Below are 26014 nucleotides of genomic sequence, written 5' to 3' on the forward strand. Positions count from 1 at the left end.
GGGTGCTGCGTTCGACCGGCGGGTCGACCGATGCGCCGGCCGACCCGCCGGGGTCTCTCAGGTCACGGCGCCGCGACGCCCGAACCGGGGATCGCGCCAGACCTCCGTCTCGAGGATCTCGACGAGCACGTCGACCGCGTCCCACACGTCGGCGTGCGAGACGTAGAGCGGGGTGAAGCCGAAGCGCATCAGGTCGGGTGCCCGGAAATCGCCGATGACGCCGCGCTCGATGAGCGCCTGCATGACCGCGTAGCCATCGGCCTCGCCCGTGCGGAGCGAGACCTGGCTGCCGCGCCTGGCCGACTGGCGCGGCGTGACGACCTCGACGCCCCATGCGGCGAGGCGCGAGTCGACGAGCGAGATGAAGAGCTCGGTGAGCCGCAGGCTCTTCTCGCGGAGCTGCTCGAGATCGACGCCGCTCCAGATGTCGAGGCTCGCCTCGAGCGCCGCGACCGACAGCAGCTGCGGCGTGCCGACCCGGAACCGGGTGACGCCGTCGGCCGGCGCGTACGCGACGTCGAAGTCGAACGGCCTCGCGTGGCCGTGCCAGGCCGTGACGCCGGGGCGGGCCGCGGCCTGGTGCCGTGCGGCGGCCCAGATGAACGACGGCGAGCCGGGCCCGCCGTTGAGGTACTTGTACGTGCAGCCGATCGCGAAGTCCGCGCCCGCGCCGTTCAGGTCGACCGGCACCGCGCCCACGCTGTGGCAGAGGTCCCACACCATGATCGCGCCGGCCTCGTGCACCTGCCGCGTCACCTCGGCCAGGTCGTACATGCGCCCGGTGCGGTAGTTCACGTGCGTGAGCACGACGACCGCCACGTCGTCGCCGAGCACGTCGGCGAGAGTCGGGCCGTCGTCGGCGATCAGGCGCCGCTCGAGCGGACGGCCGGGGTCGCCGAGCAGCTCCTGCACCGACTCGAGCACGTAGAGGTCGGTCGGGAAGTTGCCCCGCTCCGACACGACCACGCGGCGCTCGGGGCGGAGCCGCGCCGCCGCGACCGCCACCTGGAACAGGCTCGCCGAGGTCGAGTCGCCGAGCACCACCTCGCCGGCCGCGGCGCCGATGAGCGGGGCGATGCGGTCGCCGAGCGCGGTCGGCTTCTCGAACCATCCGGCGTCGTTCCAGCTGCGGATGAGCCCCGTGCCCCACTCCTCGGCGATCACGCGCTGCACGTGCGCCGCCGTGGCCCTGGGCAGCGCGCCGAGCGAGTTGCCGTCGAGGTAGACGACCCCCTCGGGGAGGTCGAACAGGTCACGATGCCCGGCCAGCGGATCGGCGGCGTCGAGCGCGGTGCACGTCGCTCGGTCGATCACGTGGGGGATGGAGGTGGCGATGCTCATGGCGGGGTCCTTCGCGTCGGGGGCTCGGTGATGGGCTGGCGGCAGCGGCTCAGAGCGCCAGGAAGCGGCGCGCGTTGCCGTGGCGGATGGCCGCCTTCTGCGCTTCGGTCAGGAAGTCCGCCCGGTCGATCACGGCACCCACTGGCCGTTCGCCGAGCGGGTACGGGTAGTCGCTGCCGAGCATGACCTGCTCGGCACCGAGCGTCTCGACCAGCAGGCGCAGCGCGGCCGGATCGAACACGACCGAGTCCACGCTGAACCGGTCGACGTACGCCGACGGGGCCAGCTCGCTCACGCCGACCAGGTCGCGCCGCTGGTGCCAGGCGTTCTCGAACCGGCCGAGCCAGAACGCGAACGAGCCGCCGCCGTGCGCGAAGGCGATGCGGAGCGTCGGCGGCACCCGGTCGAACACGCCGCCCAGGATCATCGCGATGATCGACAGGTGCGTCTCGGCGGGCATGCCGGTGAGCCAGCGCGCCATCCAGCGATCGAGGCGCGGCGAGTTCGGCATGTCCCACGGGTGCACGAGCACGGGCACCCCGCGATCCGCGCAGTGCTGCAGGAACGTCACGATGCCCTCGGCGTCGAGGTCGCGGTCGCCCACGTGGTTGCCGATCTCGACGCCGGCGTGCCCGGCGGCGATCGCGCGATCGAGCTCCGCGCACGCGGCATCCGTGTCCTGCAGCGGAACCTGGGCGAACGGCAGCAGGCGATCGCGTGCCGGTTCGCAGATCTCGAGCGCGAGGTCGTTGAAGATGCGCGCGACCTTCACGGCCTCGTCGCCCGCCTTGTCGTACGAGAAGAAGACGGGCGTGGGCGAGACGACCTGGAGGTCGACGCCGTCGGCGTCCATGTCGGCGAGGCGTGCCTCGGCATCCCAGCAGTCGACGCCGACGCGACGGAACTCGGTCTCGCCGAGCATGATCATCGCCTCGCGCTCCGAGTCGACGCGCAGCGACGGCCAGACGCCCGGCCCGGCCTGCGTCGACAGGTCGGGCCAGGTGTTCGGCACGTAATGCGTGTGGATGTCGATCGTGCCCACCCGGGTCAGCCCTTGCCGGGGTGCACGGTGCCGCACTCGGGGCAGGTGCGCCCCGTCTCGCTCTCGTAGAACTCGCGGAAGACGGGCGGGAGGTCCTCGACGATGTCGCGGACCTGGAGCTCGACCTCGTGCACCTTGGTGTTGCAGTTCGGGCAGAACCACGCGAACTTCTCGAGCGTGCCCTCCTCGCGGATGCGCTCGATCACGATGCCGATCGAGCCGGCCTCGGGGCGCTGCGGGGAGTGGAACACGTTGCCGGGCAGCAGCCACATCTCGCCCTCGCGGATGTCGATGCGCCGCAGGCCCTCGTCGGTCTGGATGTTCACGTGCATGTTGCCGCGGTACTGGTAGAACCACTCCTCGTAGGGGTCGAAGTGGAAGTCGGTGCGCTGGTTCGGGCCGCCGACGACCTGCACGATGAAGTCGCCCATGGGCGTCCACGCGGCCTTGTTGTTCACGGGCGGCTTCAGCAGGTGCTCGTGCTCCTCGATCCACTTCGGGAAATCGATGACGGGCGGGATGGTGCTCATTGCTCCTCCTCGGGGGTTGCGGTGGTGATGGGGTGGTCTGCGGGCGTGGGCGTCGTCGCGGCGGCGGGGATACGCGCGACCGCCTGGATCTCGATGCGCAGGTGCGGGTGCGGCAGGGCGTGCACCGCGACCGTCGTGCGGGCGGGGCCGGTCTCGTCGAAGGTCTCGGCCCACACGGCGTTGTAGCCCGCGAAGTCGTTCATGTCGACCAGGAAGGCGTTCGCCTGCACGACATCGTCGAGCGTGGCACCGCACGCGGCGAGCACCTCGCGGATGTTCGCCAGCACCGCGCGCGTCTGCACCGCGATGTCGAGTCTCGTCGTGCCGAACTCGTCGACCTCGGCGCCCTCGATCGTGTTGTCGGGCCGTCGGCTCGACGTGCCCGAGACGAAGACCAGGTCTCCCGAGATCCTCGCGTGTGGGAAGCGACCGCGCGGGGTGGCCTTTCCGGCGACGAGGATGCCGCGTGCATCGGTCATGAGCGCGTCTCCGTCCGGTCGGGGTCGGTCGGGTCGGCCGAGCCGGCCGGGTCGGCCGAGCCGGTCGGGCCGGCGGCCACTCGAAGCGACGCGTGGCCCAGGCCCGCCACCGTCGCCTCGGCGAGGCTGTGGCCGGCCAGCGGGACGGCGGCCGTCGCAGCGCCGGCGAGCAGCACGCTGCCGGCCGGGAGGACGAAGCCGTGGAGCCGCGCCAGGCGCCGGGCGGCGGCGACGGCGCGTGCCGGGTCGCCGAGGATCGCCGAGGTCGAGCCCGTCTGCGCGAGGCGGCCGTCGAGCTCGAGGCGCACGGCGCGGTTGCCGAGCGGGCCGGCTTCGGCCGGGCGGCGCCACGGCCCGATCGCGTACGCGGCGGCCGAGGCGTTGTCGGCGACGACGTCGTCGAGGCTGAACCGGAAGTCGCGGTAGCGCGAGTCGATGACCTCGAGCGCGGGGGCGACGGCGGCGATCGCGGCGAGCAGGTCGGCCGTCGCCGGGTCGGCCGGGCCGTCGTCGAGCGGGTCGAGGTCGACGCCCAGCAGGTACGCGACCTCGGGCTCGATGCGCGGGTGGATCGCGGAGCGCACGTCGAACGTGCCGCCGTCCTCGATGCGCATCGCATCGGTGAGCGTGCCGATGATGACGTCGTCGACGCCCATCTGGGCGGCCTTCGCGCGGCTCGTGAACCCGAGCTTCACGCCCGTGACGCGCTCGCCGCGGGCGAGCCGCCTGGCGATGAGCGCGTGCTGGGCCGCGTACGCGGTGCCGAGGCCGATGGCCGCGTCGGGCGCGAGGTTCGTGATCGGCGTGGTGGTGCGCTGGGCGCGGTCGAGCGCCGCGGCGAATGCGGCCGCGGCGGTCATGCGGCGCTCCCGTCCGCGTCGGCGGGTTCGACGAGCGCGGCCCGCGCGGCGGCGAGGTCGAGTGCGACATCCACGATCATGTCCTCCTGGCCGCCGAGCATGCGGCGCCGGCCGAGCTCGATGAGGATCGCACGGGCGTCGAGCCCGTAGCGCTCGGCGGCGCGCTCGGCGTGCAGCAGGAAGCTCGAGTACACGCCCGCGTAGCCGAGCGTGAGCGTCTCGCGGTCGACGCGCACCGGGCGGCGTTGCAGCGGGCGGATGAGCTCCTCCGCGGCATCCTGCAGCGCGAACAGGTCGCAGTCGTGCCGCCAGCCCTGCAGGTTCGCGACGGCGACGAAGGCCTCGATGGGGCAGTTGCCGGCTCCGGCGCCCTGCCCGGCGAGCGAGGCGTCGACGCGGAACGCGCCGTGCTCGACCGCGGTGAGGCTGTTCGCGACGCTGAGCGAGAGGTTCTCGTGGGCGTGGATGCCGATCTGCGTCGCGGGGTCGAGCACGTCGCGGTAGGCGTCGACGCGGTCGGCGACGTCGTGCATGGTCAGGCGCCCGCCGGAGTCGGTGACGTAGACGCAGTGCGCGCCGTACGACTCCATGAGCTTCGCCTGCTCGGCGAGCCCGCGCGGGTCGTTCAGGTGGCTCATCATGAGGAACCCCGAGACATCCATGCCGTGCTCGCGCGCCCAGCCGATGTGCTGGGCGGCGACGTCGGCCTCGGTGCAGTGCGTCGCGACCCGCACGCTCGTGACGCCGAGGTCGCGGGCCCGCTCGAGGTCGTCGAGCGTGCCGATGCCCGGGAGGATCAGGGTCGTGAGCTTCGCGCGTTCGAGCACCGAGGCGGCGGCCTCGATCCACTGCCAGTCGGTGTGCGCGCCGTGCCCGTAGGCGACGCTCGACCCGCCGAGGCCGTCGCCGTGCGCGACCTCGATCGCGTCGACGCCCGCGGCCTCGAGCGCGGCGGCGATCGTGCGCACCTCGTCGACCGAGTAGCGGTGGGCGACGGCGTGCATGCCGTCGCGCAGCGTGACGTCCTGCACGTAGACGCGGGGGGCGGATGTCGCGGGCGCGACGCCCGTCGAGGTGCGGGCGGTCATGCGGTGGCTCCCGTGGGGGTGGCGGCAGGCTGCGCGGAGGCAGGCCGGGTTGCGGCAGGCTGCGCGGCGGAGTCGAGACGTGCCGCGACGAGCCGCTCGGCCGTGCGCAGGGCGGCACTCGTCATGATGTCGAGGTTGCCGGCGTACTCGGGCAGGTAGTGGCCCGCGCCGGCCACCTCGAGGAGCACGGTCACCTTCGTGCCGTGGAACGCGCGGTCGAGGGCGGGCACGTAGGCCTCGTCGACGGCCTCGAACTGCACCTGCTGCTTCAGCCGGTAGCCGCCCACGTAGCCCTGCACGTCGGCCAGCATCGCGTCGACCGAGGCGCGCACGGCGTCCCGATCGAGATCGGCGGCCCCGCGCTCGACGAGGCAGAAGACGGTGTCGCGCATGATCAGCGGTGGGTCGGCCGGGTTCAGCACGATGATCGCCTTGCCGCGCTCGGCGCCGCCGATCGCCTCGATCGCGCGCGAGGTCGTCTCGGTGAACTCATCGATGTTCGCGCGGGTGCCCGGCCCCGCCGACTTCGAGGCGATCGAGGCCACGATCTCGGCGTAGGCGACGGGCGCGACGCGCGACACTGCGGCCACCATGGGCACGGTGGCCTGGCCGCCGCAGGTGACCATGTTCACGTTCGTGGCGTCGAGGTGCGCCTCGAGGTTCACGACCGGCACGACGTAGGGGCCGATCGCGGCGGGCGTCAGGTCGACCATGATGCGGCCGGCGTCGCGCACGAGCGCGTCGTTGCGGGCGTGCGCGCCCGCAGAGGTCGCGTCGAACACGAGCTCGACGTCGGCGAACTCGGGCATGCGCAGCAGCCCGTCGACGCCCTCGTGCGTGGTCGCGACGCCGAGGCGGCGTGCACGCGCGAGCCCGTCGGAGTGCTCGTCGATGCCGGCCACGGCGACCACGCGGAGCGTGCTCGAGAGCCGCTTGACCTTGATGAGCAGGTCGGTGCCGATGTTGCCCGAGCCGATGATGGCGACGCCCGCGGTCATGCGGCGGCTCCTTCCGTGACGGTGCCCGTGCGTGCGCCCGCGACGGCGCCGATGAAGTCGGCGTGCACGTCGCCGAGACCGTCGAGGCGGGCGCGGTACACGCCGGCGCTCGCGGCGACCATCGGCCCGAGTGCGCCCGAGAGGATCACCTCGCCCGCGCGCAGCGGGCGCCCGTGGCGGGCGACCGCGCGGGCCAGCCACGCGACGGCGATCACCGGGCTGCCGAGGCAGGCGACGCCCGACCCGGTCGAGACCGCGTCGCCGCCCTGTTCGAGGCTCATGCCGACCGCGGCGAGGTCGAGGCCGTCGAGCGAGCGCGGCGTGGTGCCGAGCACGACGGCGCCGCTCGAGGCGTTGTCGGCGACGGTGTCGGCGATGCGGATGTCCCAGCCGGCGATGCGCGAGTCGACGACCTCGATCGCGGGCAGCACGAACTCGGTCGCGCGGATCACGTCGGCGACATGGGTCGTGGGGGAGTCGAGGTCGCGCCCGAGCACGAAGGCCACCTCGGCCTCGACGCGCGGCTGGAGGAACCGCGACAGGTCGATCGGCTCGCGGTCGGCGAACACCATGTCGTCGAGCAGTACGCCGTAGTCGGGCGTGAACACGCCGAACTGCGCCTGCACGGCCGGCGAGGTGAGGCCGATCTTGCGGCCGACGATGCGTCGCCCCTCGGCGAGGCGTCGCTCGATGCCCAGCGTCTGCACCGCGTACGCGGCATCCTGGTCGGCGTCGCCGATGAGGTCGCGCACCGGGGCGCACGCGGTTCCGGATGCCGCGGCGAGCCGGAGCCGTTCGTCGGCCGCCCGCACCGCGGCCTGCACCGTCGTCGTGTCGGTTGCCGCGGCATCCGCTTCGGGGCCTTCGCCCGGCCACGCCGGGGAGCTCTGGCCGCTCACAGCGCCACGCACACGTTCGTGGGCTCGGTGTAGAACTCGAGCGAGTGGTGGCCGCCCTCGCGGCCGATGCCCGAGAGGCCGACGCCGCCGAACGGGCTGCGCAGGTCGCGCAGGTACCAGGTGTTGACCCACGACATGCCGACCCGCATGCGCTGCGCGACCCGGTGGCCGCGCGAGAGGTCGCGGGTCCAGGTCACGGCGGCGAGGCCGAAGTCGGTGTCGTTCGCGAGGGCGATCGCCTCGTCTTCGGAGTCGAACGGGATCAGCGTCGCGACCGGGCCGAAGATCTCCTCGCGTACCGTGCGGTGGGAGTTGTCGAGGCCGGTCAGGAGCGTCGGCTCGATCCACGAGCCCGCGTCGAGCCCGTCGCCGAGGGTCGGCACGCCGCCGCCCGCGAGCACGGTCGCGCCCTCCTTGCGGGCGAGCTCGAAGTACGAGAGCACCTTCTCGCGGTGCTGCTTCGAGATGAGCGGGCCGGTCGTGGTCGCGGGGTTCTCGGGCCGCCCGAGGCGCAGTCGCGCGGCCTGCTCGGTGAGTCCGGCCGCGACGTCGGCGAAGACCGAGCGCTCGACGTAGATGCGCTCGGTGCAGAGGCACACCTGCCCGGTGTTCAGGTAGGTCGAGCGTGCGAGGCCGGCGATCGCCGCGTCGAGGTCGGCGTCGGCGAAGACGACGGCGGCGTTCTTGCCGCCGAGCTCGAACGACACGGGCCGCACGCGCGGGGCCACCGCGCGCATGATCGCGGAGCCGGTCGAGGACTCGCCAGTGAACGTGACCCCGTCGATGCCCGGATGCGTCGTGAGGAACTCGCCCGCGGAGTCGGGTCCGAATCCGTGCACGACGTTGACCACGCCCGCGGGCAGGCCGGCCTCGACCAGGATCTCGGCGAGCAGGGTAGCCGACGAGGGCGTCTCCTCCGAGGGCTTCACGACGACGGCGTTGCCCGAGGCGAGAGCCGGTGCGAGCTTCCACGTGAGCAGCAGCAGCGGCAGGTTCCACGGGACGATCACGGCGACCACGCCGAGCGGCTTGCGCACGGCGTAGTTCAGCGCGCGGCGCCCGTCGGGGAACTCGGTCAGGTAGGAGTCGAGTCCGGCGGCCGAGACGATGTCGGCGAACGCGCGGAAGTTCGCGGCGGCCCTCGCGACGTCGAGGTCGCGCGCCAGCGCCTCTGGCTTGCCCGTGTCGCCGACCTCGGCTGCGACGAGGTCGTCGAACCGACGCTCTATGCCGTCGGCGATGCGCCGCATGATGTTCGCGCGCTCGCCGACCGTCATGCGCCCCCACGGGCCTTCGAGTGCGGCGCGGGCCGAGGCGACGGCTCGGTCGACCTGCTCCCGGCCCGCCTCGTGCACCTCGGCGACGAGCGAGCCGTCGGTCGGGGCGATCTTCGCGAAGGTGCGCACGCCGTCGACGGGTTCGCCGCCGATGAAGTTGCGCAGCTGCCGCGTCGACGAGGGCAAGGGGGCCGTGTCGGGCAGCGACGTCGTCCGGGTGGTCATGCGATCAGGCTAGGAACCAGCGGCGATGCCGACAAATACCCACTTGTCGCGCTGCCATACCTGTACGGCTATAGTTCCGAATCGTGAGCACCGACCGACTCCTCGATGGACGACTGAAGATCCGGCACCTCGTGCTCGTCACGGCCATCGCCGACGAGGGCACCCTGGTCCGCGCCGCCGAATCGCTGCACATCACGCAGCCCGTCGTCACGCGCGGACTCCGCGAGGTCGAGGACCTGCTCGGCGTGCAGTTGTTCGAGCGCCTGCCCCGCGGCGTCGTGCCGACGCAGTACGGCCGCCCGTTCATCGAGCGCGCGCGCTCGGTGCTCGCCGAGCTGCGCACCGCGAGCGAGGAGGTGCGGCTGCTGCAGACCGGCCGCCTCGGCACGGTCACGGTCGGCACGCACCTCGCCGGCTCGAACCTGCTGCTGCCCCGCGCCATCGCGGGCCTCAAGGCCGAGCACCCGCGGCTCACCGTGGTCGTGCGCGAGGGCACGCCCGACATGCTCCAGCAGCTCCTGCTCGCGGGCGACCTCGACCTCACGGTCGGCCGCCTCTCGTCGACCGTGCCGGTCAGGCTCGAACAGGAGCGACTGCACCAGGAGCCGATCCGACTCGTGGCGCGAGCCGGCCACCCGGTCCACGACGGATCGCGCACCGCGCTCGCCGACCTGATCTCGTATCCCTGGATCTTCCCGGTCGCCCAGACCGCGCTCCGCGCCGAGCTCGAGGCCGTCTTCTTCCACGAGGGCCTGCCGCTGCCCGCCGACCGCGTGGAGTGCACGTCGATGCTGACGCTCCGCAACCTGCTCGTGTCGACCGACGTCATCGCGGCGCTGCCGATGTTCATCGCGGTCGACGACCGGGAGCTGCGGATCCTGCCGACCCCGCTCAGCTCGATCCGCCGATCGGTGGGCGTCACGATGCTCAAGGACCGGGCGCCTTCGGCCGCTGCCGCTGCGCTGCTCACGCACCTGCGCGAGGAGGGGGCGCTGCTCGCCGCCCTCGAGCGCGACTACGCCCAGTCGGAGCCGTTCCCGCTCGGCTGAGCGCGAAGGGCCTCGGGCCGAGCAGGGTATGCCGGTATGCCCTCCCGGTCATAGCTCGGAGCCGGAAAGTCATTGGACAGCATCGGTCGCTCTGGCGACGCTGGGATGACCGACGCCCCCTGCGTCGCGACATCCGCTCGACTGCCCAACCTGGAGGCGACATGGCCGGCTCTCCCTACGTACCCGACGCGAAGAAGTACCGCCCCGAGGACTTCGTGCGCGTGGCCGGCGAGCCGGCCGATCCCGACCCCGCGAGCTGGGGCATGCAGCCCGACGGCACGTTCCTGCCGCCAGCGCACACTCCGTCGGTACCGCGCGACGTGTTCGTCGACTGGCCCGGCCAGCTCGACTACCGCGACCCCGAGACCTACGCGCTGAACGCGAAGGCCGAGGCGTTCTACCCGATCGTCGTGAACACGAGCCACTCCTGGCAGTGCATCTACGACTGGGACGGCACGCGCTACATGCTGCACTACGGCGGCGGCAACCACTGGAAGCTCTACGACATCACCGACCCGCGCAACCTCACGATCGTCGACGAGGAGCAGTGGGGCTGGGGCGACCCGCGCCCCCAGTTCGGCGCGACCACCGTGCAGTGGAACGAGAAGCTCGGCAAGCACCTCGCGATCCAGGCGAGCGAGACGCCCCGCTACTTCCTCAAGGGCCGGGTCGCCAACAAGTGGATCGACGACACCGTCGAGGGGCAGCTGAAGGAGTGGGAGGGCCTCCGCGGCTTCCGCACCTTCGAGATGAACGGCCCGAGCCCGCGCGACTGGACCCTGATCAACGAGACCTCCACCGACCCGAACCACGGCCCCGACGAGATCCAGGAGGGCAACGGCGTCCTCGACCTGCCCGTGTACTACGGCGACAAGTACCTCTTCGTCGCGACCGCGCCGGACAACACCTTCACCAACCAGCCCTACAAGACGACCCTCTGGGCCGCCGGCCACGCCGCCTACGACGTCTCCGACCCGTCGAAGCCCGAGTTGCTCTCGACGTGGTGGGTGCCCGGCACCCGCGAGGGCGAGGAGGCCGACTCCGAGTACCTCGCCGGCAACGACCGCTGGAACAACAAGACCTCCTGGTTCGGTTCGCGCATGGGCGTGTTCATGCCGCGCTCGGTCGAGTCGGGCTACCGCTACGCGTACGCCGCCCAGGGCGGTCAGGGCTTCTTCGTGCTCGACGTCTCGGACCCCGCGAACATCCACCACGTCGGATGGTGCGCGCTGCCGTCGAGCGTCGCGGGCACCGAGGGCGACAACGTCGACACCACCCAGGTCGAAGAGACCGGCTACGTCTACGTCTCGGGCTACCCGATGAACACCGACTGCTACGAGCCGGCCAAGGAGATCTACCAGATCGACGTGAGCGACCCGACGCAGCCCGTGCTCGTGCGCACCCTGCCGCGGCCCCTGCCGCCGGCCGAGGCGAAGTTCACCGACTGGGCGCAGCGCCGCGGCTCGTTCGGGCCGAAGCGCTCGGGCTACTTCACGAACACCGGCACGCCGCACGGCGGGGTCATCCCGTACGCGTTCTACGCGGCGGGCGTGCAGATCTTCGACGTGCGCGACCCTGAGGACCCGAAGGTCGGCGCCTACTTCGTGCCGCCCATGGGCCTGAAGGACGACGACGACCTCGCCGCCCCCGTGCACGGCGTGTTCGTCGAGTGGGACCGCAACCTGATCTGGGTGTTCGCCAACCACGGCATCTACGCGGTCTCGACCCCGCTGCTCGGCGAACCCGTCGTCGGCCTCCCCGGCGGCGACAGCGCGGCGGATGCCTCGGCACCCGCCGCGGGCTGAGCCGGCCACGAGACGTCCGCCGCCCATGAACCCCACCGTGAACCGGATCGCCAGACCCTGGCCCGCCCTCTGGGCGCTGGTCATCGGCTTCTTCATGATCCTCGTCGACACGACCATCGTGTCGATCGCGAACCCGTCGATCATGGCCGACCTCCACACCGACCTCACGTCGGTGATCTGGGTGACGAGCGCGTACCTGCTCGGCTACGCCGTGCCGCTGCTCATCACGGGCAGGCTGGGCGACCGCTTCGGTCCGAAGCGCGTCTACCTGGCGGGGCTCGTGGTGTTCACGCTCGCGTCGCTCTGGTGCGGGCTCTCCGGCGAGATCTCGATGCTCATCGCCGCGCGTGCCGTGCAGGGCGTCGGTGCGGCGCTGATGACACCGCAGACGATGGCCGTGATCGCCCGCATCTTCCCGCCCAACCAGCGGGGCGCGGCGATGGGACTGTGGGGCTCGGTCGCGGGCGTCGCGACCCTCGTCGGCCCGATCCTCGGAGGCCTGCTCGTCGACTCGCTCGGCTGGCAGTGGGTGTTCTTCGTGAACGTGCCCGTCGGCGTGGTCGCGTTCGTCGCGGCGTGGCGGCTGGTGCCGGACCTCGAGACGCACGCGCACCGCTTCGACTGGCTCGGCGTCGTGCTGAGCGCAATCGGCATGTTCCTCGTCGTGTTCGGCATCCAGGAGGGCGAGACCTACGACTGGGGCACGATCGTCGGGCCGATCACGGTCTGGGGCCTCATCGTCACGGGCCTCGTGGTGCTCGCCGGATTCGTGGTCTGGCAGGCGTTCAACCGGGCCGAGCCGCTGCTGCCGCTCGGGCTGTTCCGCGACCGCAACTTCGCGCTGTCGAACGTCGCGATCTCGCTCGTCGGCCTCGCGATGACCGCCATGCCGTTGCCGCTCGCCTATTACTTCCAGGTGGCGCGCGGGCTGACCCCGACGCAGGCGGCGCTCATGTTCGTGCCGATGGCCGTCGTCTCGGGCCTGCTCTCGCCGCTCGTCGGTCGGTTCAGCGACCGCATCGACGCGAAGTGGGTCGCGCTCGCGGGCCTGTCGCTCTCGGCGCTCGCACTCGCCGGCTACGCCGCGCTGCTGCATCCGGATGTCGCGTACTGGGCGCTGCTGCTGCCATCGGCGGTGCTCGGCCTCGGCATCTCGGGCGTCTTCGCCCCGCTCGCATCGACGGCGACCCGCAACCTGCCCCCGGCCCGTGCCGGCGCCGGATCGGGCGTCTACACGATGACGAGGCAGGTCGGGTCGGTCCTCGGCTCGGCGGCGATCGCGGCGCTCATGAGCTTCACGCTCGCGGTGCAGCTGCCGGGCGTCGACGCCGAGGCCGCTCGCCCGGGCGCCGGCGCGGCCCTGCCCGCCGAGGTCGCCGAGGGCTTCTCGACGGCCATGGGGCAGTCGCTGTGGCTCGCCGTCGCCGGCTTCGCGGTCTGCGCCGTCGTGGTGGCGTGCTTCGCCAAGGCGCGGGTCACCGTCGCCTGGGGGGCGCCAGGGCCGGACGCGCCTGCCGCGGATGCCCGCTCGACCTCGGCGGCCGAGGCCTGATGAGCGCCGTGGCGCCCGTCCGGGGCATCCGGAACCACCGACTGGATCCTGAATACAAAAACCGTCACAGAGAGTTGGACACCGACATGACTTCAGCAAGCGGCGGCGGCCGGCTCGTCGTCGACGGCCTCGAGAAGCACTACGAGCTCGACGGCACCGAGGTTCCGGTCGTGAAGGGCGTGACCTTCACCATCGAGCCGGGCACGTTCACCTCGCTCCTCGGCCCGTCGGGCTGCGGCAAGACGACCACCCTGCGCTGCGTCGCCGGACTCGAGAACAGCAACGGCGGCGAGATCTCGCTCGACGGCAAGGTGCTCTCGACCGGCAGCCGGCACGTTCCGCCCGACCAGCGCGACGTCGGCATGGTCTTCCAGAACTACGCCATCTGGCCGCACATGACCGTGTTCGCCAACGCGGTGTTCCCGCTGCAGGTCTCGGCCGGCAAGCTGCCCAAGAAGGAGGCGAGGCAGCGGGCCATGGAGGCGCTCGAGCTCGTGCAGCTCGACGGATTCGCCGACCGGCCGGCCACCGCGCTCTCGGGCGGGCAGCAGCAGCGGCTCGCCCTCGCCAGGGCGCTCGCGCACCGGCCGCGCCTGCTGCTGCTCGACGAGCCGCTCTCGAACCTCGACGCGAAGCTGCGCGACACCATGCGCAACGAGCTGCGCTCGCTGCAGCAGCGCCTCGGCATCACGGCCCTCTACGTGACGCACGACCAGTCGGAGGCGCTGTCGATGTCCGACCGTGTCGCCGTCATGAACCAGGGCCGGATCGTGCAGGAGGCCACGCCGCGCGACCTCTACTTCAAGCCGGCCGATCGATTCGTCGCCGACTTCGTCGGGCGGGTCAACATGATCCCCGCCGTCGTGCGCGATCGCACCGCAGCGGGCGAGGCCGTCGTCGAGGCGTTCGGCACCCGGTTGGTCACCCCGTGCCCGGCCGAGATCTCGAAGGGCTCGGACGTCACCGTGACCTTCCGCCCCGAGAGCGTTCGCTGGCACGAGACCTCGCCCGACCGACCCAACGTGCTGCCCGCCCGCGTCGTGCGGGTCGAGTTCCTCGGCGAGATCGTCGAGGTCGAGGTCGAGGTGCTGCACGGCGAGACCGTCGTCGGCACCCTCGTCGCCCGCGGCGCGCCGCTGAGCTCGCCCGCCAACGGCAGCACCGTCTTCATCGAACTCGCGCCGCACGCCTGCCGCGTGCTCGCGGCCTAGACGCACCACCTCGCACGATCCGCACGACCCCGCTCCACCCGCAACACCCGCACGACCCCCAAGCAAGAGCGCCACCGAGAAAGGAAACCCGGATCATGAAATCACCCACAGCACGGAACGGAATGGTGGCCCTCGCGGCCGCGGGCATGCTGCTGCTCAGCTCCTGCAGTTCGGAGGGTTCGGCTGCGTCGGGCGCCATCGAGCCGACGGGCGACGTCGAGCTCGCCGCCTGCGACGCGGTCGAGGTCGGCGCCGTCACCCGCTGCGAGAACTTCTACGACGACTACTGGCCGGTCATCTCCGAGCAGATGGACGCCCTCTACGAGACGGCCAAGCAGACCGACGGCGGCCGCGTGGTCATCTGGGACTGGTACGAGCTGTCGCCCGACGTCATCGCCGAGTTCAACTCGGTCTACCCCGACCTGAAGATCGAGACGCGCGGCCTCACCTACAACCTGTCGTCGGCGATCATCTCGGCCAAGGCGACGGGTTCGCGCAACACCGACGTCATCTCGGGCTCGCTCGTCTCGGCGGCGACCATGACCGACGAGGGCTACTGGGCCGACGTCGACTGGACGAAGTTCGGCGTGCCCGAGGAGTACTTCACGATCGGCGCACCCGAGATGCTGCCGGACAGCGTCAACGGCTCGCTCATGCAGGTCAACACCGACAAGGCCGAGGCTCCGGCCACGCTCGACGGCCTGCTCGACCCGCAGTACGAGGGCAAGGTCTCGGTCGCGAGCTACAACGCGAACGTGTTCGCCGGGTACGGCATGGACCAGGGCGAAGACGCGATGACCGGCCTCATCGGCGACCTGAAGTCGTCGGGCAACCTCCAGGTGCTCGAGGACCAGGACTCGCCGCTCTCGAGCGGCGACGTGCCCATCGCGCTCGGCCAGACCCTGTTCAACCCGAACCCGAGCCTGTCGGTGTCGCCGTACGAGGACGCCGGCGTGTTCGCCCAGTTCTCGGGCGTCAACGTCGACGCGAAGAACCCGGCCGGCGGCATGCTGTGGTCGCTCTGGAACGCGTACAACCCCGACTGGCTCGAACTGCGCATGACCGACGAGCGCTTCTCGACGACGCAGGTGCCCTATCCCGGCCTGCCGACCTCGCTGTTCGACTCGGCCACCGGTCTCATGAAGACGAACGCCGACGCGCTGCTCGCGGGCCTGCAGGGCGGGGCCATCACCGAGACCGTCGAAACCCGCGATGACTGGATCGCGATGATCAACGCCGCCGACGCGGCACTGAACGGATAGCACGTGTCTCAGGCAGGACGGACCACGAAGGTCGAGCGCACTCGGCCGACCTCGATGAAGATCGCGACGGTCATCGCGGGAGCGGTGATCTTCCTCCTCCTCGCGATCCCATTGGTCGTACAGGTGATCACGGCCTTCCGTGGTCCGTTCCTGCCGTTCGGCGTCTCGACCGCGAAGTGGTCGGTCGAGAACTTCGTCACCCTGTGGAGCCTGCGCGACGACTTCTGGGCGGTGCTCGGGTCGACCGCGGTGTTCGTCGGTGTCTCGACCGTGCTCTCGCTCGCGATGGCCTTCGGGCTCGCCTGGGTGACGGTGCGCACCGACGCCCCGCTGCGGCGGGTGATCTCGGTGCTCGTCGTGGTGCCGTTCATCATCCCGCCCATCGTCAAGGCACAGGCGTACCTGCTCATGCTCTCGCCCGAGTCGGGAGTGCTGAACCAGCTGCTCCGGATGCTGCCGGGCGACCTCGTGATCGACCCGTACTCGTTCGCGACGATGACCGTGATCCAGTCGCTCACGAACGTGACCTTCCCCTACCTGATGATCGTGCCGATCCTCACGAGCATGGACGGCTCGCTCGAGGAGTCCGCGCGCGTCTCGGGAGCCTCGTGGGCGCAGACGCTCCGGCGCGTGACCCTGCCGATGCTGTGGCCGGGCCTGCTCGGGGTGACCGTGCTCACGTTCATCCTCGGCCTCGGCAGCCTCGAGGTGCCGCTGCTGTTCGGCCAGGAGTCTGGCAAGTCGATCTTCGCCCTGAAGCTCTGGAACCTCATCAGCGCGGGTGCGGGGGAGCTGCCCCAGTACGGCCTCGCGGCGGCGTGGGGCTGCGTGTTCCTCGTGATCACCACGATCGCGTTCGTGATCTACCTGCGGGCGACCCGCAACGCCGAGCGGCGGGCGTCGATCTCGGGCAAGGGCTTCCGCCCGACGGTCATGAAGCTCGGCGCGTGGAGGATCCCGGTCATGATCGCGATCGCCGTGTTCGTGCTGCTGACGGCCGTCCTGCCGCTGTTCGCGCTGCTCTGGTCGGCGATCACGCCGTACCCGATCGCGTTCTCCTTCGAGGCCCTGGCCACGCAGACGCAGTTCGGCTCGTTCGGCGCGGTGCTCGCCGATCCCGAGTTCTGGGCCTCGCTCGGGCGCACGCTGGTCATCGCCGGCGGCAGCGCGACGATCGCGTGCATCGCGGCGACCGTGCTCGCCTACGGCATCGCGAGGGCGAGGCGCACGGGCTTCACGAAGGCGGTCGACCTGTTCGCCTCGTCGTCGGTCGCGATCCCCGCGGTCATCGCGGGCTTCGCGATGTTCCTCACGTTCATGGTGATCAATCCCGTCATCCCGCTCGCCGGCACGATCGCGGCGCTCGTCATCGCCTACGCGTACCGCGTCTCGATCGCCTACCGCTCGGGGTACAGCGCGACCCTGCAGATCCGCATGGAGCTCGAGGAGGCCGCGGTCGTGAGCGGCGCGAGCCCGCTCGAGGGGTTCCGGCGCATCGTGGCGCCGCTGCTCATGCCGACCGTGTTCGCGGTGTGGATCCAGATGTTCATCCTCGGCACGAACGAGTTCACGCTTCCGGCGTTCCTCGCGACGCCCGAGTCCCGTCCGCTCTCGGTGTACATGTACGCCATGATCAGCCCGCGCTCGGCGCAGCTCTACGCGCCCGACCAGGGCGCCGCGATGGCGCTCATCTTCACGCTGCTCGTCTTCGCGATCGGCTACGGCCTGCAGTGGGCGGTGTCGCTGCGCGCCATCGGGCGGGCCAGGCGTCGCGCGCGCATCCCCGGCACCGAGGCGCCGCCGGCCGTGCTGCAGAAGGTCCCCGACGCCCCCGACACGCGTGCCGTGGCCGCGGTGGAGCTCGAGGAGCGCAGGGCGCTGGCCAAGCGCTGAGGTCCACTCGACGCGTTGTACGTCGCGTCGAGAAAACGGGTTCCAAGTGTACGACGGGGCGGTGCGACATCCGGATGTCGCGACCTAGCATTGGGCGCACCGCCACCGTCGTCACCCTGAACAGGAGCCCGTCATGACCATCGTCGACACCACGGCCACCGTCACCGGAGGACCGACGCTCCCGCAGGAGCGCCGCCTCGTCACCGCCATCCCGGGCCCGCGCTCGCAGGAGCTCATGGCGCGCAAGGCGGCAGCCGTCGCCTCGGGCGTCGGCACCACCATCCCGATCGCCGTCGTCGCCGGCGGCGGCGGAGTGCTCGTCGACGCAGACGGCAACTCGATCATCGACCTGGGCTCGGGCATCGCCGTCACGGGCGTCGGCAACGCCAACCCGCGCGTCGTCGAGGCCGTCACCGCCCAGCTCAACGCCTTCACGCACACCTGCTTCACCGTCGCGCCCTACGACTCCTACGTCGACGTCGCCGAGAAGCTCAACGAGCTCACCCCCGGCGACCACGCCAAGCGCTCCGCCCTCTTCAACTCCGGCGCCGAAGCCGTCGAGAACGCGGTCAAGATCGCCCGCGCCTACACGAAGAAGCAGGCCGTCGTCGCGTTCGACCACGCCTACCACGGCCGCACGAACCTCACCATGGGCCTGACCGCCAAGAACATCCCGTACAAGAACGGCTTCGGCCCGTTCGCGCCCGAGGTGTACCGCGTGCCGCTCAGCTACCCCTTCCGCGACGGCGGGCTCTCGGGCGCGGATGCCGCGGCCAAGGCCATCTCGCAGATCGAGAAGCAGATCGGCGCCGAGAACCTCGCCGCCATGATCATCGAGCCCATCCAGGGCGAGGGCGGCTTCATCGTGCCCGCCGCCGGCTACCTGCCGGCGCTCGTCGAGTGGTGCCGCGCGAACGACGTGGTCTTCATCGCCGACGAGGTGCAGACCGGCTTCGGCCGCACCGGCGCCTGGTTCGCCAGCGACCACGAGGGCATCGTGCCCGACCTCATCACCACGGCCAAGGGCATCGCGGGCGGCCTGCCGCTCTCCGCGGTCACCGGCCGCGCCGAGATCATGGACGCGGCGGGCCCCGGCGGCCTCGGCGGCACCTACACCGGCAACCCGATGGCCTGCGCCGCCGCGCTCGCCTCGATCGAGTCCTACGAAGAGGACGGCCTGATCGAGCGCGCCAAGGAGATCGGCACCGTGCTCATCGGCCGCCTGAACGCTCTGCGCACCACCGACGCCCGCATCGGCGACGTCCGCGGTCGCGGCGCCATGGTCGCGATCGAGCTCGTCGACCCCGCGACCGGCGCACCCGACGCCGCGCTCACCGGCAAGGTCGCCGCGTACGCCCACTCGCAGGGCGTGCTCGTGCTCACCTGCGGAACCTACGGCAACGTGATCCGCTTCCTCCCCCCGCTCACCATCTCGGACGACCTCCTCATCGAGGGCCTGCAGGTCGTCGCCGAAGGACTGAAGAACGCATGACCGACCTGCTCGCGGCGACGACGACGTCGACCGCAACCGCCGGCGCGCCCGCATCCGGAGCCGTCGCCGACCACATCGCCACCCCGCTGACCGACGCGCGCGCCCAGCTCGCCGAGGCCGTCGCCCTGCTCGGCTACAACGACGGGCTGCACCGCATGCTCGCGACCCCGCGTCGCGAGCTGACGGTCGCCGTGCCGCTGCGCATGGACTCCGGTGAGAGCCGCCTGTACGTGGGCCACCGCGTGCAGCACAACTTCTCGCGAGGCCCCGCCAAGGGCGGCCTGCGCTACGCGCCGAACGTCAACATCGACGAGGTGCGGGCGCTGGCCATGTGGATGACCTGGAAGTGCGCCCTGCTCGACGTGCCGTACGGCGGCGCCAAGGGCGGCATCGCGATCGACCCCCGCGAGCACTCCAAGGCCGAGCTCGAGCGCGTGACCCGCCGCTACACGAGCGAGATCCTCCCGATCATCGGCCCGGAGCGCGACATCCCCGCGCCCGACATCGGAACCGACGAGCAGACCATGGCCTGGATGATGGACACCTACTCCGTCGCCAGCGGCTACACGGTGCCCGGCATCGTGACCGGCAAGCCCATCGCGCTCGGCGGTTCGCTGGGTCGCGCCTCGGCGACGAGCCGGGGCGTGACCCACATCGCGCTCGCCGCGCTCCGCCACGTCGGCATCGAGCCCGCAGGGGCGACCGCCGCCGTGCAGGGCTTCGGCAAGGTCGGTGCCGACGCGGCGCGCTTCCTCTCCGAGGCGGGCGTGCGCGTCGCCGGCGTCAGCGACCAGTACGGCGCCGTCTACAACGCGGCCGGCCTCGACATCGAGGCCCTCTCCGACCACGTGCGCGCCAGCGGCTCGGTCGTCGGATTCGCCGGATCGGAGCCCCTCGAGGGCGCCGACCTGCTCGAGCTCGACGTCGACCTGCTCGTGCCGGCCGCCGTCGAGGGCGTGCTGCACGAGTCCAACGCCGGCCAGGTGCGGGCCCGCGTCATCGTCGAGGGCGCCAACGGCCCCACGACGCCCGCGGCCGACGCGATCCTGCGCGAGCGCGGCATCCTCGTGGTGCCCGACATCCTCGCGAACGCGGGCGGCGTGATCGTCTCCTACTTCGAATGGGTGCAGGCGAACCAGGCCTACTGGTGGCGCGCCGACGAGGTGGAGTCCAGACTGGAGGAGCGGATGCTCAACGCGTGGCAGCACGTGCTGGGATACGCCGAGACCAGGGGGCTCTCGCTTCGCACCGCCGCGACGGCGCTCGCCGTCGAGCGCGTGGCGGATGCGCACCGCCTCCGCGGCCTCTATCCCTGATCCATCCGGATGACTCCTCGAGTCGCCCGGATGGCACCGCATCCGGGCGGCTCGAGGTCTGCCCCACCAGTCCTGCACCACCAGCCCGCACCGCACGAACGACATCGAACGGAAGCCACACATGACGAACGCAACGCTCGAATCGACCGTCCTCGACGCCGTCGAGACCCGCCTCTTCATCGGCGGCGAATGGGTCGAGGCCGAGGGCGGCCGCACCCTCGCGGTGCAGGACCCCGCGACCGGCGAGACGATCAAGGAGATCGCCGACGCGTCGCCCGCCGACGGCATCCGCGCCCTCGACGCCGCCGTGGCCGTGCAGGAGTCGTGGGCCAAGACCGCGCCCCGCGTGCGCGGCGAGCTGCTGCGCAAGGCGTTCGACCTGCTCCAGGAACGCAAGGAGGAGTTCGCGCTCCTCATGACCCTCGAGATGGGCAAGCCGCTCGCCGAGGCCCGGGGCGAGGTCGTCTACGGCGGCGAGTTCCTGCGCTGGTTCAGCGAGGAGGCCGTGCGCATCTCTGGCCGCTACGGCCTGAACCCCGAGGGCACCGGTCGCATGATCGTCTCGCAGCGCCCGGTCGGCCCCTCGTTCTTCATCACCCCGTGGAACTTCCCGCTCGCCATGGCGACCCGCAAGATCGCGCCCGCGCTCGCCGCCGGCTGCACCGTCGTCATCAAGCCCCCGGCACTCACGCCGCTCACGACCATCGCGTTCGTGCAGCTCCTCGAGGAGGTCGGCCTGCCCAAGGGCGTCGTCAACGTCATCGCGACGTCGACCTCGTCGGCCGTCTCGGGCCCGATCATCGAGGACCCGCGCCTGCGCAAGCTGAGCTTCACCGGCTCGACCGGCGTCGGCCGCGCCCTCATGAAGCAGGCGGCCACCGGCATCCTCCGCACGAGCATGGAGCTCGGCGGCAACGCCCCGTTCGTCGTCTTCGAGGACGCCGACCTCGACAAGGCCGTCGACGGCGCCATGCTGGCGAAGTTCCGCAACATCGGCCAGGCCTGCACGGCCGCGAACCGGTTCATCGTGCACGAGTCGGTCGCCGCCGAGTTCTCCAAGCGCGTCGCCGCACGCGTCGCCGGCTTCTCGGTCGGCCGCGGCACCGAAGACGGCGTCACCATCGGCCCCCTGATCGACGACAAGGCGGTCGCCTCGACCGACGCGCTCGTGCAGGACGCCGTGTCGAAGGGCGCGAAGATCCTCACCGGCGGCACCGTCATCGACGGCGCGGGCACCTTCTACGCCCCGACCGTGCTCGGCGACGTCTCGGCCGACGCGCGCCTGCTCAAGGAGGAGATCTTCGGACCGGTGCTCGGCATCACCACGTTCTCCGACGAAGACGAGGCCGTGCGCCTCGCGAACGACACCGAGTACGGCCTCATCTCGTACGTCTTCACTCAGGACCTGGCGCGCGGCCACCGCATGATCGAGCGCCTCGCCACCGGCATGATGGGGCTCAACACCGGCCTCGTCTCGAACGCCGCCGCACCGTTCGGCGGCGTGAAGCAGTCGGGCATCGGCCGCGAAGGCGGGCTCGAGGGCATCCACGAGTACCTCGACACGAAGTACACGCTCGTCCCGGTGGACTGAGCCGTCGAGCGGATGTCTCGGCGCTGCGCCGCGGCATCCGCTCTCCCTTTTCTCGAATCACGCGCATCACGCGCGACCACGCGAACCGAAAGCGAATGAACACCATGGAACGCATCGACTGCGACGTCGTCATCGTCGGGGCCGGGGCCTCGGGCCTCACCGCCGCGAACAAGCTCAAGGACGCCGGCAAGTCCGTCGTCGTGCTCGAGGCGCGCGACCGCATCGGCGGCCGCCTCTGGACCGACGACATCGACGGCGCCATGCTCGAGATCGGCGGCCAGTGGGTCTCGCCCGACCAGGACGCCCTGATCGAGACGATCGCCGACCTCGGCCTCGAGACCTACTCGCGCTACCGCGAGGGCCAGAACGTCTACATCAGCGAGACGGGCGAGCGCCGCCTGTTCGAGGGCGAGATCTTCCCGGTGCCCGCGAAGACCGAGGGCGAGATCGTCGGCCTCATCGAGAAGCTCGACGCGCTCGTCGCCGAGATCGACCCCGACGCGCCGTGGGCCCACCCGCGCGCGAAGGAGCTCGACGAGGTCAGCTTCGCCGAGTGGCTGGGCACGCAGACCGACGACGAGGAGGCGAAGCTCAACATCGGCATGTTCATCGCCGGTGCGATGCTCACCAAGCCCGCGCACGCGTTCTCGGCCCTCCAGGCGCTGCTCATGGCCGCCTCGGCCGGCTCGTTCTCGAACCTCGTCGACGCCGACTTCATCCTCGACAAGCGCGTCGTCGGCGGCCTGCAGCAGGTGCCGCTCGGCCTCGCCGCGAAGCTCGGCGACGCCGTGCGCCTCGGCCAGCCCGTGCGCACGATCCGCTGGGCCGGGCTCTCCAACGGCGACGGCTCGCACCCGGCCGGCGTCGTGGCCGTGACCGACTCGCTCGAGGTGCACGCGCAGCGCGTGATCGTCGCCGTGCCGCCCGTGCTCATCAGCCGCATCTCGTACGAGCCGCCGCTGCCCCGTCGCCAGCACCAGCTGCACCAGCACCTCTCGATGGGCCTCGTCATCAAGGTGCACGCCGTGTACGAGACGCCGTTCTGGCGAGCCGACGGACTGAGCGGCACGGCCTTCAGCCCGTACGAGCTCGTGCACGAGGCGTACGACAACACGAACCACGAGGACCCCCGGGGCACGCTCGTCGGCTTCGTGTCCGACGAGGAGGCCGACGGCGTCTTCACGCTCAGCGCCGAGGAGCGCAAGGAGCGCATCCTCGAGTCGCTGTCGCACTACTACGGCGAGCAGACGAAGAACCCGGTCGTCTACTACGAGTCCGACTGGGGCTCCGAGGAGTGGACCCGCGGCGCGTACGCGGCGAGCTTCGACATGGGCGGCCTCGCGCGCTACGGCTCGGACCTGCGCGCACCCGTCGGCCCGATCCACTTCTCGTGCAGCGACATGGCGGGCAAGGGCTACCAGCACGTCGACGGCGCGATCCGCGTCGGTCGCGAGGTCGCGGCGGAGATCCTGGCGGCCGGCTGATGGACGCCGGGCTCTCGGTGACGGATGCCGCGCCTCGCCGCATCGTCGTCGGCTACACGGCCAACGACAGCGGCGCCGACGCGCTCGCGCTCGCGACGAGGCTCGCCACCGCGAGCGAGGCCCTGCTCGACGTCGTGATGGTGCTGCCGAGCGAGGCGCGCTCGAGCACGGTGCCCTCCGACGTCGGCTACGAGCGCCACCTCAAGGCGCGCTCGCGCGAGTGGCTCACGCAGGCCTCGGCCGCACTCGATGCCGAGGTGGCGCAGTCGCTGCACGTCCGCTACGCGGAGTCGTTCGCCGAGGGCCTGATCGCCGCCGCGCACGAGTTCGGCGCGTCGCTCATCGTCGTGGGCGCGGCCCGCGGCGGCATCCTCGGGCGTTCGCGCATCGGGTCGGTGGCCAACGAGCTCCTGCACTCCTCCGACGTGCCCGTCGCACTCGCCCCGTCGGGATCGCGCGAGCTCGCGGCATCCGTCGGCGTGACCCGCATCACCGCGGCGCTCGGCACGCGACCGGGCGCCGGCGTGCTGCTCGACGCGGCCGTGCGCCTCACGAAGTCGCTGCGCGCGCCGCTCCGGCTGCTCTCGCTCGTGCCGATCGACCTGCCCGCGGGCATGGACGAGGGGCTCGCCGAGCTCACGAGCGAGGCGCACGCCGACGAGGTGCTGGTCGCCGCGAAGCGCGCGCTTCCGGCCGGCATCCAGACGACGGCCCAGGTCGCCACCGGCGACACCATCGAGGAGGCCGTGCGCAGCCTCGACTGGCACGAGGGCGAGATCGTGCTCGTCGCGTCGAGCCGTCTCGCGAAGCCGAGCCACCTGTTCCTCGGGTCGACGGCCTCGAAGATGCTCCGCGAGCTCCCGGTGCCGATGATCGTCGTGCCGCGCTCCACGGCGCCGCACACCACCGGAAAGACGACCTCATGACGAACCACCCGCACCACTCCGAGCCGCATGCGCCGCTCACCTCGGCGAGCGCCTCGATCGACGGCGGCGAGGCCGGCCTGTCGAAGAAGGGGCTCTCGGCCGGTTCGGTCGGCCTCATCGGCGCGATCGTCATCGGCATCAGCTGCATCGCGCCCGCGTACACCCTCACGGGCGCCCTCGGGCCGACCGTGGCCGAGGTCGGCACGCAGCTGCCCGCGATCTTCCTGCTCGGGTTCATCCCGATGCTGCTCGTCGCGTTCGGTTACCGCGAACTCAACAATGCGATGCCCGACTCCGGCACGTCGTTCACGTGGGCGACGCGCGCCTTCGGCCCGTGGATCGGCTGGATGGCGGGCTGGGGCCTCATCGCCGCGACCGTGGTGGTGCTCTCGAACCTCGCGGGCATCGCGGTGGAGTTCTTCTACCTCGCGGTGTCGCAGATCGTCGACTTCTTCGGGGGCGACGGCGCGGCCGTCGCGGGCCTCGTCGGCAACCCGTTCGTGAACGTGGTCACCTGTCTCGTGTTCATCCTCGGAGCGACGCTCATCTCGTACCGCGACATGCAGACGACGCAGAAGGTGCAGTACTGGCTCGTCGGATTCCAGCTGCTCGTCATGATCGGCTTCGGCGTCGCCGCGTTCTGGCATGTCGCAAACGGCACCGCGTTCGATGCGACGCCGATCGAGCTCAGCTGGTTCAACCCGCTCGAGGTCGGCTCGTTCAGCGCGATCGTCGCCGGCCTGTCGGTGTCGCTGTTCGTGTTCTGGGGCTGGGACGTGACGCTCACCATGAACGAGGAGACGAAGGGCTCGCGCACGACCCCCGGTCGTGCGGCGACGCTCACCGTCACCATCGTCGTGGCGATCTACCTGTTCGTCGCGATGGGTGCGCTCTCGTTCGCAGGCACCGGCGCCGACGGCGTCGGCCTCGGCAACCCCGAGATCCAGGAGAACGCGTTCTTCTACCTGGCCGGCCCGATCCTCGGCCCGCTCGCGATCCTCATGTCGCTCGCGGTGCTCTCGAGCTCGGCGGCCTCGCTCCAGTCGACGTTCGTGTCGCCAGCGCGCACGCTGCTCGCGATGGGCCACTACGGCGCCCTGCCCGAGAAGTTCGCGCGTGTGAGCCCGCGGTTCTTCACGCCCGGCTACGCCACGGTCGTCTCGGCCATCGTCGCCGCCGTCTTCTACACGGTCATGCGCTTCGTGAGCGAAGACGTGCTGTGGGACACCATCACCACGCTCGGCATGATGATCTGCTTCTACTACGGCCTCACGGCGTTCGCGTGCGTCTGGTACTTCCGCAAGCGCTGGTTCACGAGCGCGCGCAACGCGTTCTTCACGTTCTTCGCGCCGCTCGTCGGCGGGCTCATCCTGGCGGTGCTGTTCTTCACGACGCTCATCGACTCGATGGACCCGGCCTACGGCTCCGGTTCGAACATCGGCGGCGTCGGCCTCGTGTTCATCCTCGGCATGGCGATCATCCTCATCGGCGTCGTCGTGATGCTCGTGCAGGCGAAGCTGCGGCCCGGGTTCTTCCGCGGCGAGACGCTGTCGAAGGACGTCGCCGACCGCGCCGAGGCCGCGCCGGTCGAGTAGCCACCGTCCCACAGACAGATGAGGCCCCACCCGCGACACCGGGTGGGGCCTCATCCTTTCTGTCGTCTCGGGCTCGTTTCCGTCTCCGATGGGCGAGCG

General features: G+C 71.2%; 21 protein-coding genes. 12 read left to right on the forward strand and 9 right to left on the reverse strand.

Going from position 1 to position 26014, the window contains the following annotated elements; genetic code table 11:
* Positions 1 to 57: 57 nt before the first annotated feature.
* From kynU to BM342_RS03610, 9 genes are read right to left on the reverse strand one after another with little or no spacing between them, the layout of a single operon-like run.
* The gene (gene kynU, locus BM342_RS03570; RefSeq protein WP_092964118.1) at positions 58 to 1341 is read right to left on the reverse strand and encodes a kynureninase; all 1284 of its coding nucleotides are present in this window, start codon (positions 1339 to 1341) and stop codon (positions 58 to 60) included.
* Between the two features lie 49 nt (positions 1342 to 1390).
* On the reverse strand, positions 1391 to 2383 hold the full coding sequence (locus BM342_RS03575; protein WP_092964119.1) for an amidohydrolase family protein: 993 nt from the start codon (positions 2381 to 2383) through the stop codon (positions 1391 to 1393).
* A gap of 5 nt (positions 2384 to 2388) precedes the next feature.
* Positions 2389 to 2913, reverse strand: a complete 525-nt coding sequence (locus tag BM342_RS03580; protein WP_092964120.1) for a 3-hydroxyanthranilate 3,4-dioxygenase — start codon at positions 2911 to 2913, stop codon at positions 2389 to 2391.
* Positions 2910 to 3392, reverse strand: coding sequence for a RidA family protein (locus tag BM342_RS03585; RefSeq protein ID WP_092964121.1), 483 nt, complete (start codon positions 3390 to 3392; stop codon positions 2910 to 2912). Before BM342_RS03585 ends, BM342_RS03580 begins: the two co-directional genes overlap by 4 nt.
* Positions 3389 to 4252 carry a 2-keto-4-pentenoate hydratase gene (locus tag BM342_RS03590; RefSeq protein WP_143109746.1) on the reverse strand — a complete coding sequence of 288 codons (864 nt, stop codon included), beginning with the start codon at positions 4250 to 4252 and terminating at the stop codon, positions 3389 to 3391. The genes BM342_RS03585 and BM342_RS03590 overlap by 4 nt, the downstream gene beginning before the upstream one ends.
* Positions 4249 to 5340 (reverse strand): 4-hydroxy-2-oxovalerate aldolase, encoded by a 1092-nt coding sequence (gene dmpG / locus BM342_RS03595; protein ID WP_092964122.1) that lies wholly within the window; start codon positions 5338 to 5340, stop codon positions 4249 to 4251. Before dmpG ends, BM342_RS03590 begins: the two co-directional genes overlap by 4 nt.
* The gene (locus tag BM342_RS03600) at positions 5337 to 6338 is read right to left on the reverse strand and encodes an acetaldehyde dehydrogenase (acetylating) (RefSeq protein ID WP_092964123.1); all 1002 of its coding nucleotides are present in this window, start codon (positions 6336 to 6338) and stop codon (positions 5337 to 5339) included. Before BM342_RS03600 ends, dmpG begins: the two co-directional genes overlap by 4 nt.
* Positions 6335 to 7237, reverse strand: a complete 903-nt coding sequence (locus tag BM342_RS03605) for a 2-keto-4-pentenoate hydratase (protein WP_304528484.1) — start codon at positions 7235 to 7237, stop codon at positions 6335 to 6337. Before BM342_RS03605 ends, BM342_RS03600 begins: the two co-directional genes overlap by 4 nt.
* Positions 7234 to 8739 carry a 2-hydroxymuconic semialdehyde dehydrogenase gene (locus BM342_RS03610; protein ID WP_092964124.1) on the reverse strand — a complete coding sequence of 502 codons (1506 nt, stop codon included), beginning with the start codon at positions 8737 to 8739 and terminating at the stop codon, positions 7234 to 7236. The genes BM342_RS03605 and BM342_RS03610 overlap by 4 nt, the downstream gene beginning before the upstream one ends.
* 83 nt (positions 8740 to 8822) lie before the next feature.
* Between BM342_RS03610 and BM342_RS03615 the strand changes: the two genes are divergently transcribed.
* The 12 genes from BM342_RS03615 to BM342_RS03670 all read left to right on the forward strand — a co-directional run bounded on the left by BM342_RS03615 (position 8823) and on the right by BM342_RS03670 (position 25915).
* The gene (locus BM342_RS03615; RefSeq protein ID WP_092964125.1) at positions 8823 to 9788 is read left to right on the forward strand and encodes a LysR substrate-binding domain-containing protein; all 966 of its coding nucleotides are present in this window, start codon (positions 8823 to 8825) and stop codon (positions 9786 to 9788) included.
* Between the two features lie 161 nt (positions 9789 to 9949).
* Positions 9950 to 11593, forward strand: a complete 1644-nt coding sequence (locus BM342_RS03620; protein ID WP_092964126.1) for an LVIVD repeat-containing protein — start codon at positions 9950 to 9952, stop codon at positions 11591 to 11593.
* Positions 11594 to 11630: 37 nt separating this feature from the next.
* Entirely contained in the window at positions 11631 to 13145 is a 1515-nt protein-coding gene (locus BM342_RS03625; protein ID WP_092966465.1) for a DHA2 family efflux MFS transporter permease subunit, read from the forward strand.
* Between the two features lie 86 nt (positions 13146 to 13231).
* Positions 13232 to 14356 carry an ABC transporter ATP-binding protein gene (locus BM342_RS03630; RefSeq protein WP_092966467.1) on the forward strand — a complete coding sequence of 375 codons (1125 nt, stop codon included), beginning with the start codon at positions 13232 to 13234 and terminating at the stop codon, positions 14354 to 14356.
* A gap of 95 nt (positions 14357 to 14451) precedes the next feature.
* Positions 14452 to 15618, forward strand: coding sequence for an ABC transporter substrate-binding protein (locus BM342_RS03635; RefSeq protein ID WP_143109748.1), 1167 nt, complete (start codon positions 14452 to 14454; stop codon positions 15616 to 15618).
* A 3-nt stretch (positions 15619 to 15621) separates the two neighbouring features.
* Positions 15622 to 17511: an ABC transporter permease gene (locus BM342_RS03640; protein ID WP_143109749.1), complete on the forward strand. Its 1890-nt coding sequence runs from the start codon at positions 15622 to 15624 to the stop codon at positions 17509 to 17511.
* Between the two features lie 133 nt (positions 17512 to 17644).
* On the forward strand, positions 17645 to 19003 hold the full coding sequence (gabT, locus tag BM342_RS03645; RefSeq protein ID WP_092964129.1) for a 4-aminobutyrate--2-oxoglutarate transaminase: 1359 nt from the start codon (positions 17645 to 17647) through the stop codon (positions 19001 to 19003).
* Complete coding sequence (locus tag BM342_RS03650) at positions 19000 to 20319, forward strand: Glu/Leu/Phe/Val family dehydrogenase (protein WP_092964130.1); 1320 nt, start codon at positions 19000 to 19002, stop codon at positions 20317 to 20319. The genes gabT and BM342_RS03650 overlap by 4 nt, the downstream gene beginning before the upstream one ends.
* Positions 20320 to 20440: 121 nt before the next feature.
* Entirely contained in the window at positions 20441 to 21910 is a 1470-nt protein-coding gene (locus tag BM342_RS03655; protein ID WP_092964131.1) for an NAD-dependent succinate-semialdehyde dehydrogenase, read from the forward strand.
* 104 nt (positions 21911 to 22014) lie between these two features.
* Positions 22015 to 23394, forward strand: a complete 1380-nt coding sequence (locus tag BM342_RS03660; protein WP_092966469.1) for a flavin monoamine oxidase family protein — start codon at positions 22015 to 22017, stop codon at positions 23392 to 23394.
* Positions 23394 to 24320, forward strand: coding sequence for a universal stress protein (locus tag BM342_RS03665; RefSeq protein WP_092964132.1), 927 nt, complete (start codon positions 23394 to 23396; stop codon positions 24318 to 24320). The genes BM342_RS03660 and BM342_RS03665 overlap by 1 nt, the downstream gene beginning before the upstream one ends.
* Entirely contained in the window at positions 24317 to 25915 is a 1599-nt protein-coding gene (locus BM342_RS03670) for an APC family permease (RefSeq protein WP_092964133.1), read from the forward strand. Before BM342_RS03665 ends, BM342_RS03670 begins: the two co-directional genes overlap by 4 nt.
* The last annotated feature ends 99 nt before the right edge of the window (positions 25916 to 26014 follow it).

Origin of the sequence: Agromyces sp. CF514 (genome assembly GCF_900113185.1) — a bacterium.
Taxonomy (GTDB): domain Bacteria; phylum Actinomycetota; class Actinomycetes; order Actinomycetales; family Microbacteriaceae; genus Agromyces.

Coding starts and splice junctions, on each gene's coding strand:
- BM342_RS03610 (WP_092964124.1), bottom strand. CDS start 8,739: ATGACCACCCGGACGACGTCGCTGCCCGACACGGCCCCCTTGCCCTCG.
- dmpG (WP_092964122.1), bottom strand. CDS start 5,340: ATGACCGCCCGCACCTCGACGGGCGTCGCGCCCGCGACATCCGCCCCC.
- BM342_RS03630 (WP_092966467.1), top strand. CDS start 13,232: ATGACTTCAGCAAGCGGCGGCGGCCGGCTCGTCGTCGACGGCCTCGAG.
- BM342_RS03600 (WP_092964123.1), bottom strand. CDS start 6,338: ATGACCGCGGGCGTCGCCATCATCGGCTCGGGCAACATCGGCACCGAC.
- BM342_RS03670 (WP_092964133.1), top strand. CDS start 24,317: ATGACGAACCACCCGCACCACTCCGAGCCGCATGCGCCGCTCACCTCG.
- BM342_RS03660 (WP_092966469.1), top strand. CDS start 22,015: ATGGAACGCATCGACTGCGACGTCGTCATCGTCGGGGCCGGGGCCTCG.
- BM342_RS03655 (WP_092964131.1), top strand. CDS start 20,441: ATGACGAACGCAACGCTCGAATCGACCGTCCTCGACGCCGTCGAGACC.
- BM342_RS03635 (WP_143109748.1), top strand. CDS start 14,452: ATGAAATCACCCACAGCACGGAACGGAATGGTGGCCCTCGCGGCCGCG.
- BM342_RS03585 (WP_092964121.1), bottom strand. CDS start 3,392: ATGACCGATGCACGCGGCATCCTCGTCGCCGGAAAGGCCACCCCGCGC.
- BM342_RS03620 (WP_092964126.1), top strand. CDS start 9,950: ATGGCCGGCTCTCCCTACGTACCCGACGCGAAGAAGTACCGCCCCGAG.
- BM342_RS03665 (WP_092964132.1), top strand. CDS start 23,394: ATGGACGCCGGGCTCTCGGTGACGGATGCCGCGCCTCGCCGCATCGTC.
- BM342_RS03580 (WP_092964120.1), bottom strand. CDS start 2,913: ATGAGCACCATCCCGCCCGTCATCGATTTCCCGAAGTGGATCGAGGAG.
- gabT (WP_092964129.1), top strand. CDS start 17,645: ATGACCATCGTCGACACCACGGCCACCGTCACCGGAGGACCGACGCTC.
- kynU (WP_092964118.1), bottom strand. CDS start 1,341: ATGAGCATCGCCACCTCCATCCCCCACGTGATCGACCGAGCGACGTGC.
- BM342_RS03650 (WP_092964130.1), top strand. CDS start 19,000: ATGACCGACCTGCTCGCGGCGACGACGACGTCGACCGCAACCGCCGGC.
- BM342_RS03590 (WP_143109746.1), bottom strand. CDS start 4,252: ATGACCGCCGCGGCCGCATTCGCCGCGGCGCTCGACCGCGCCCAGCGC.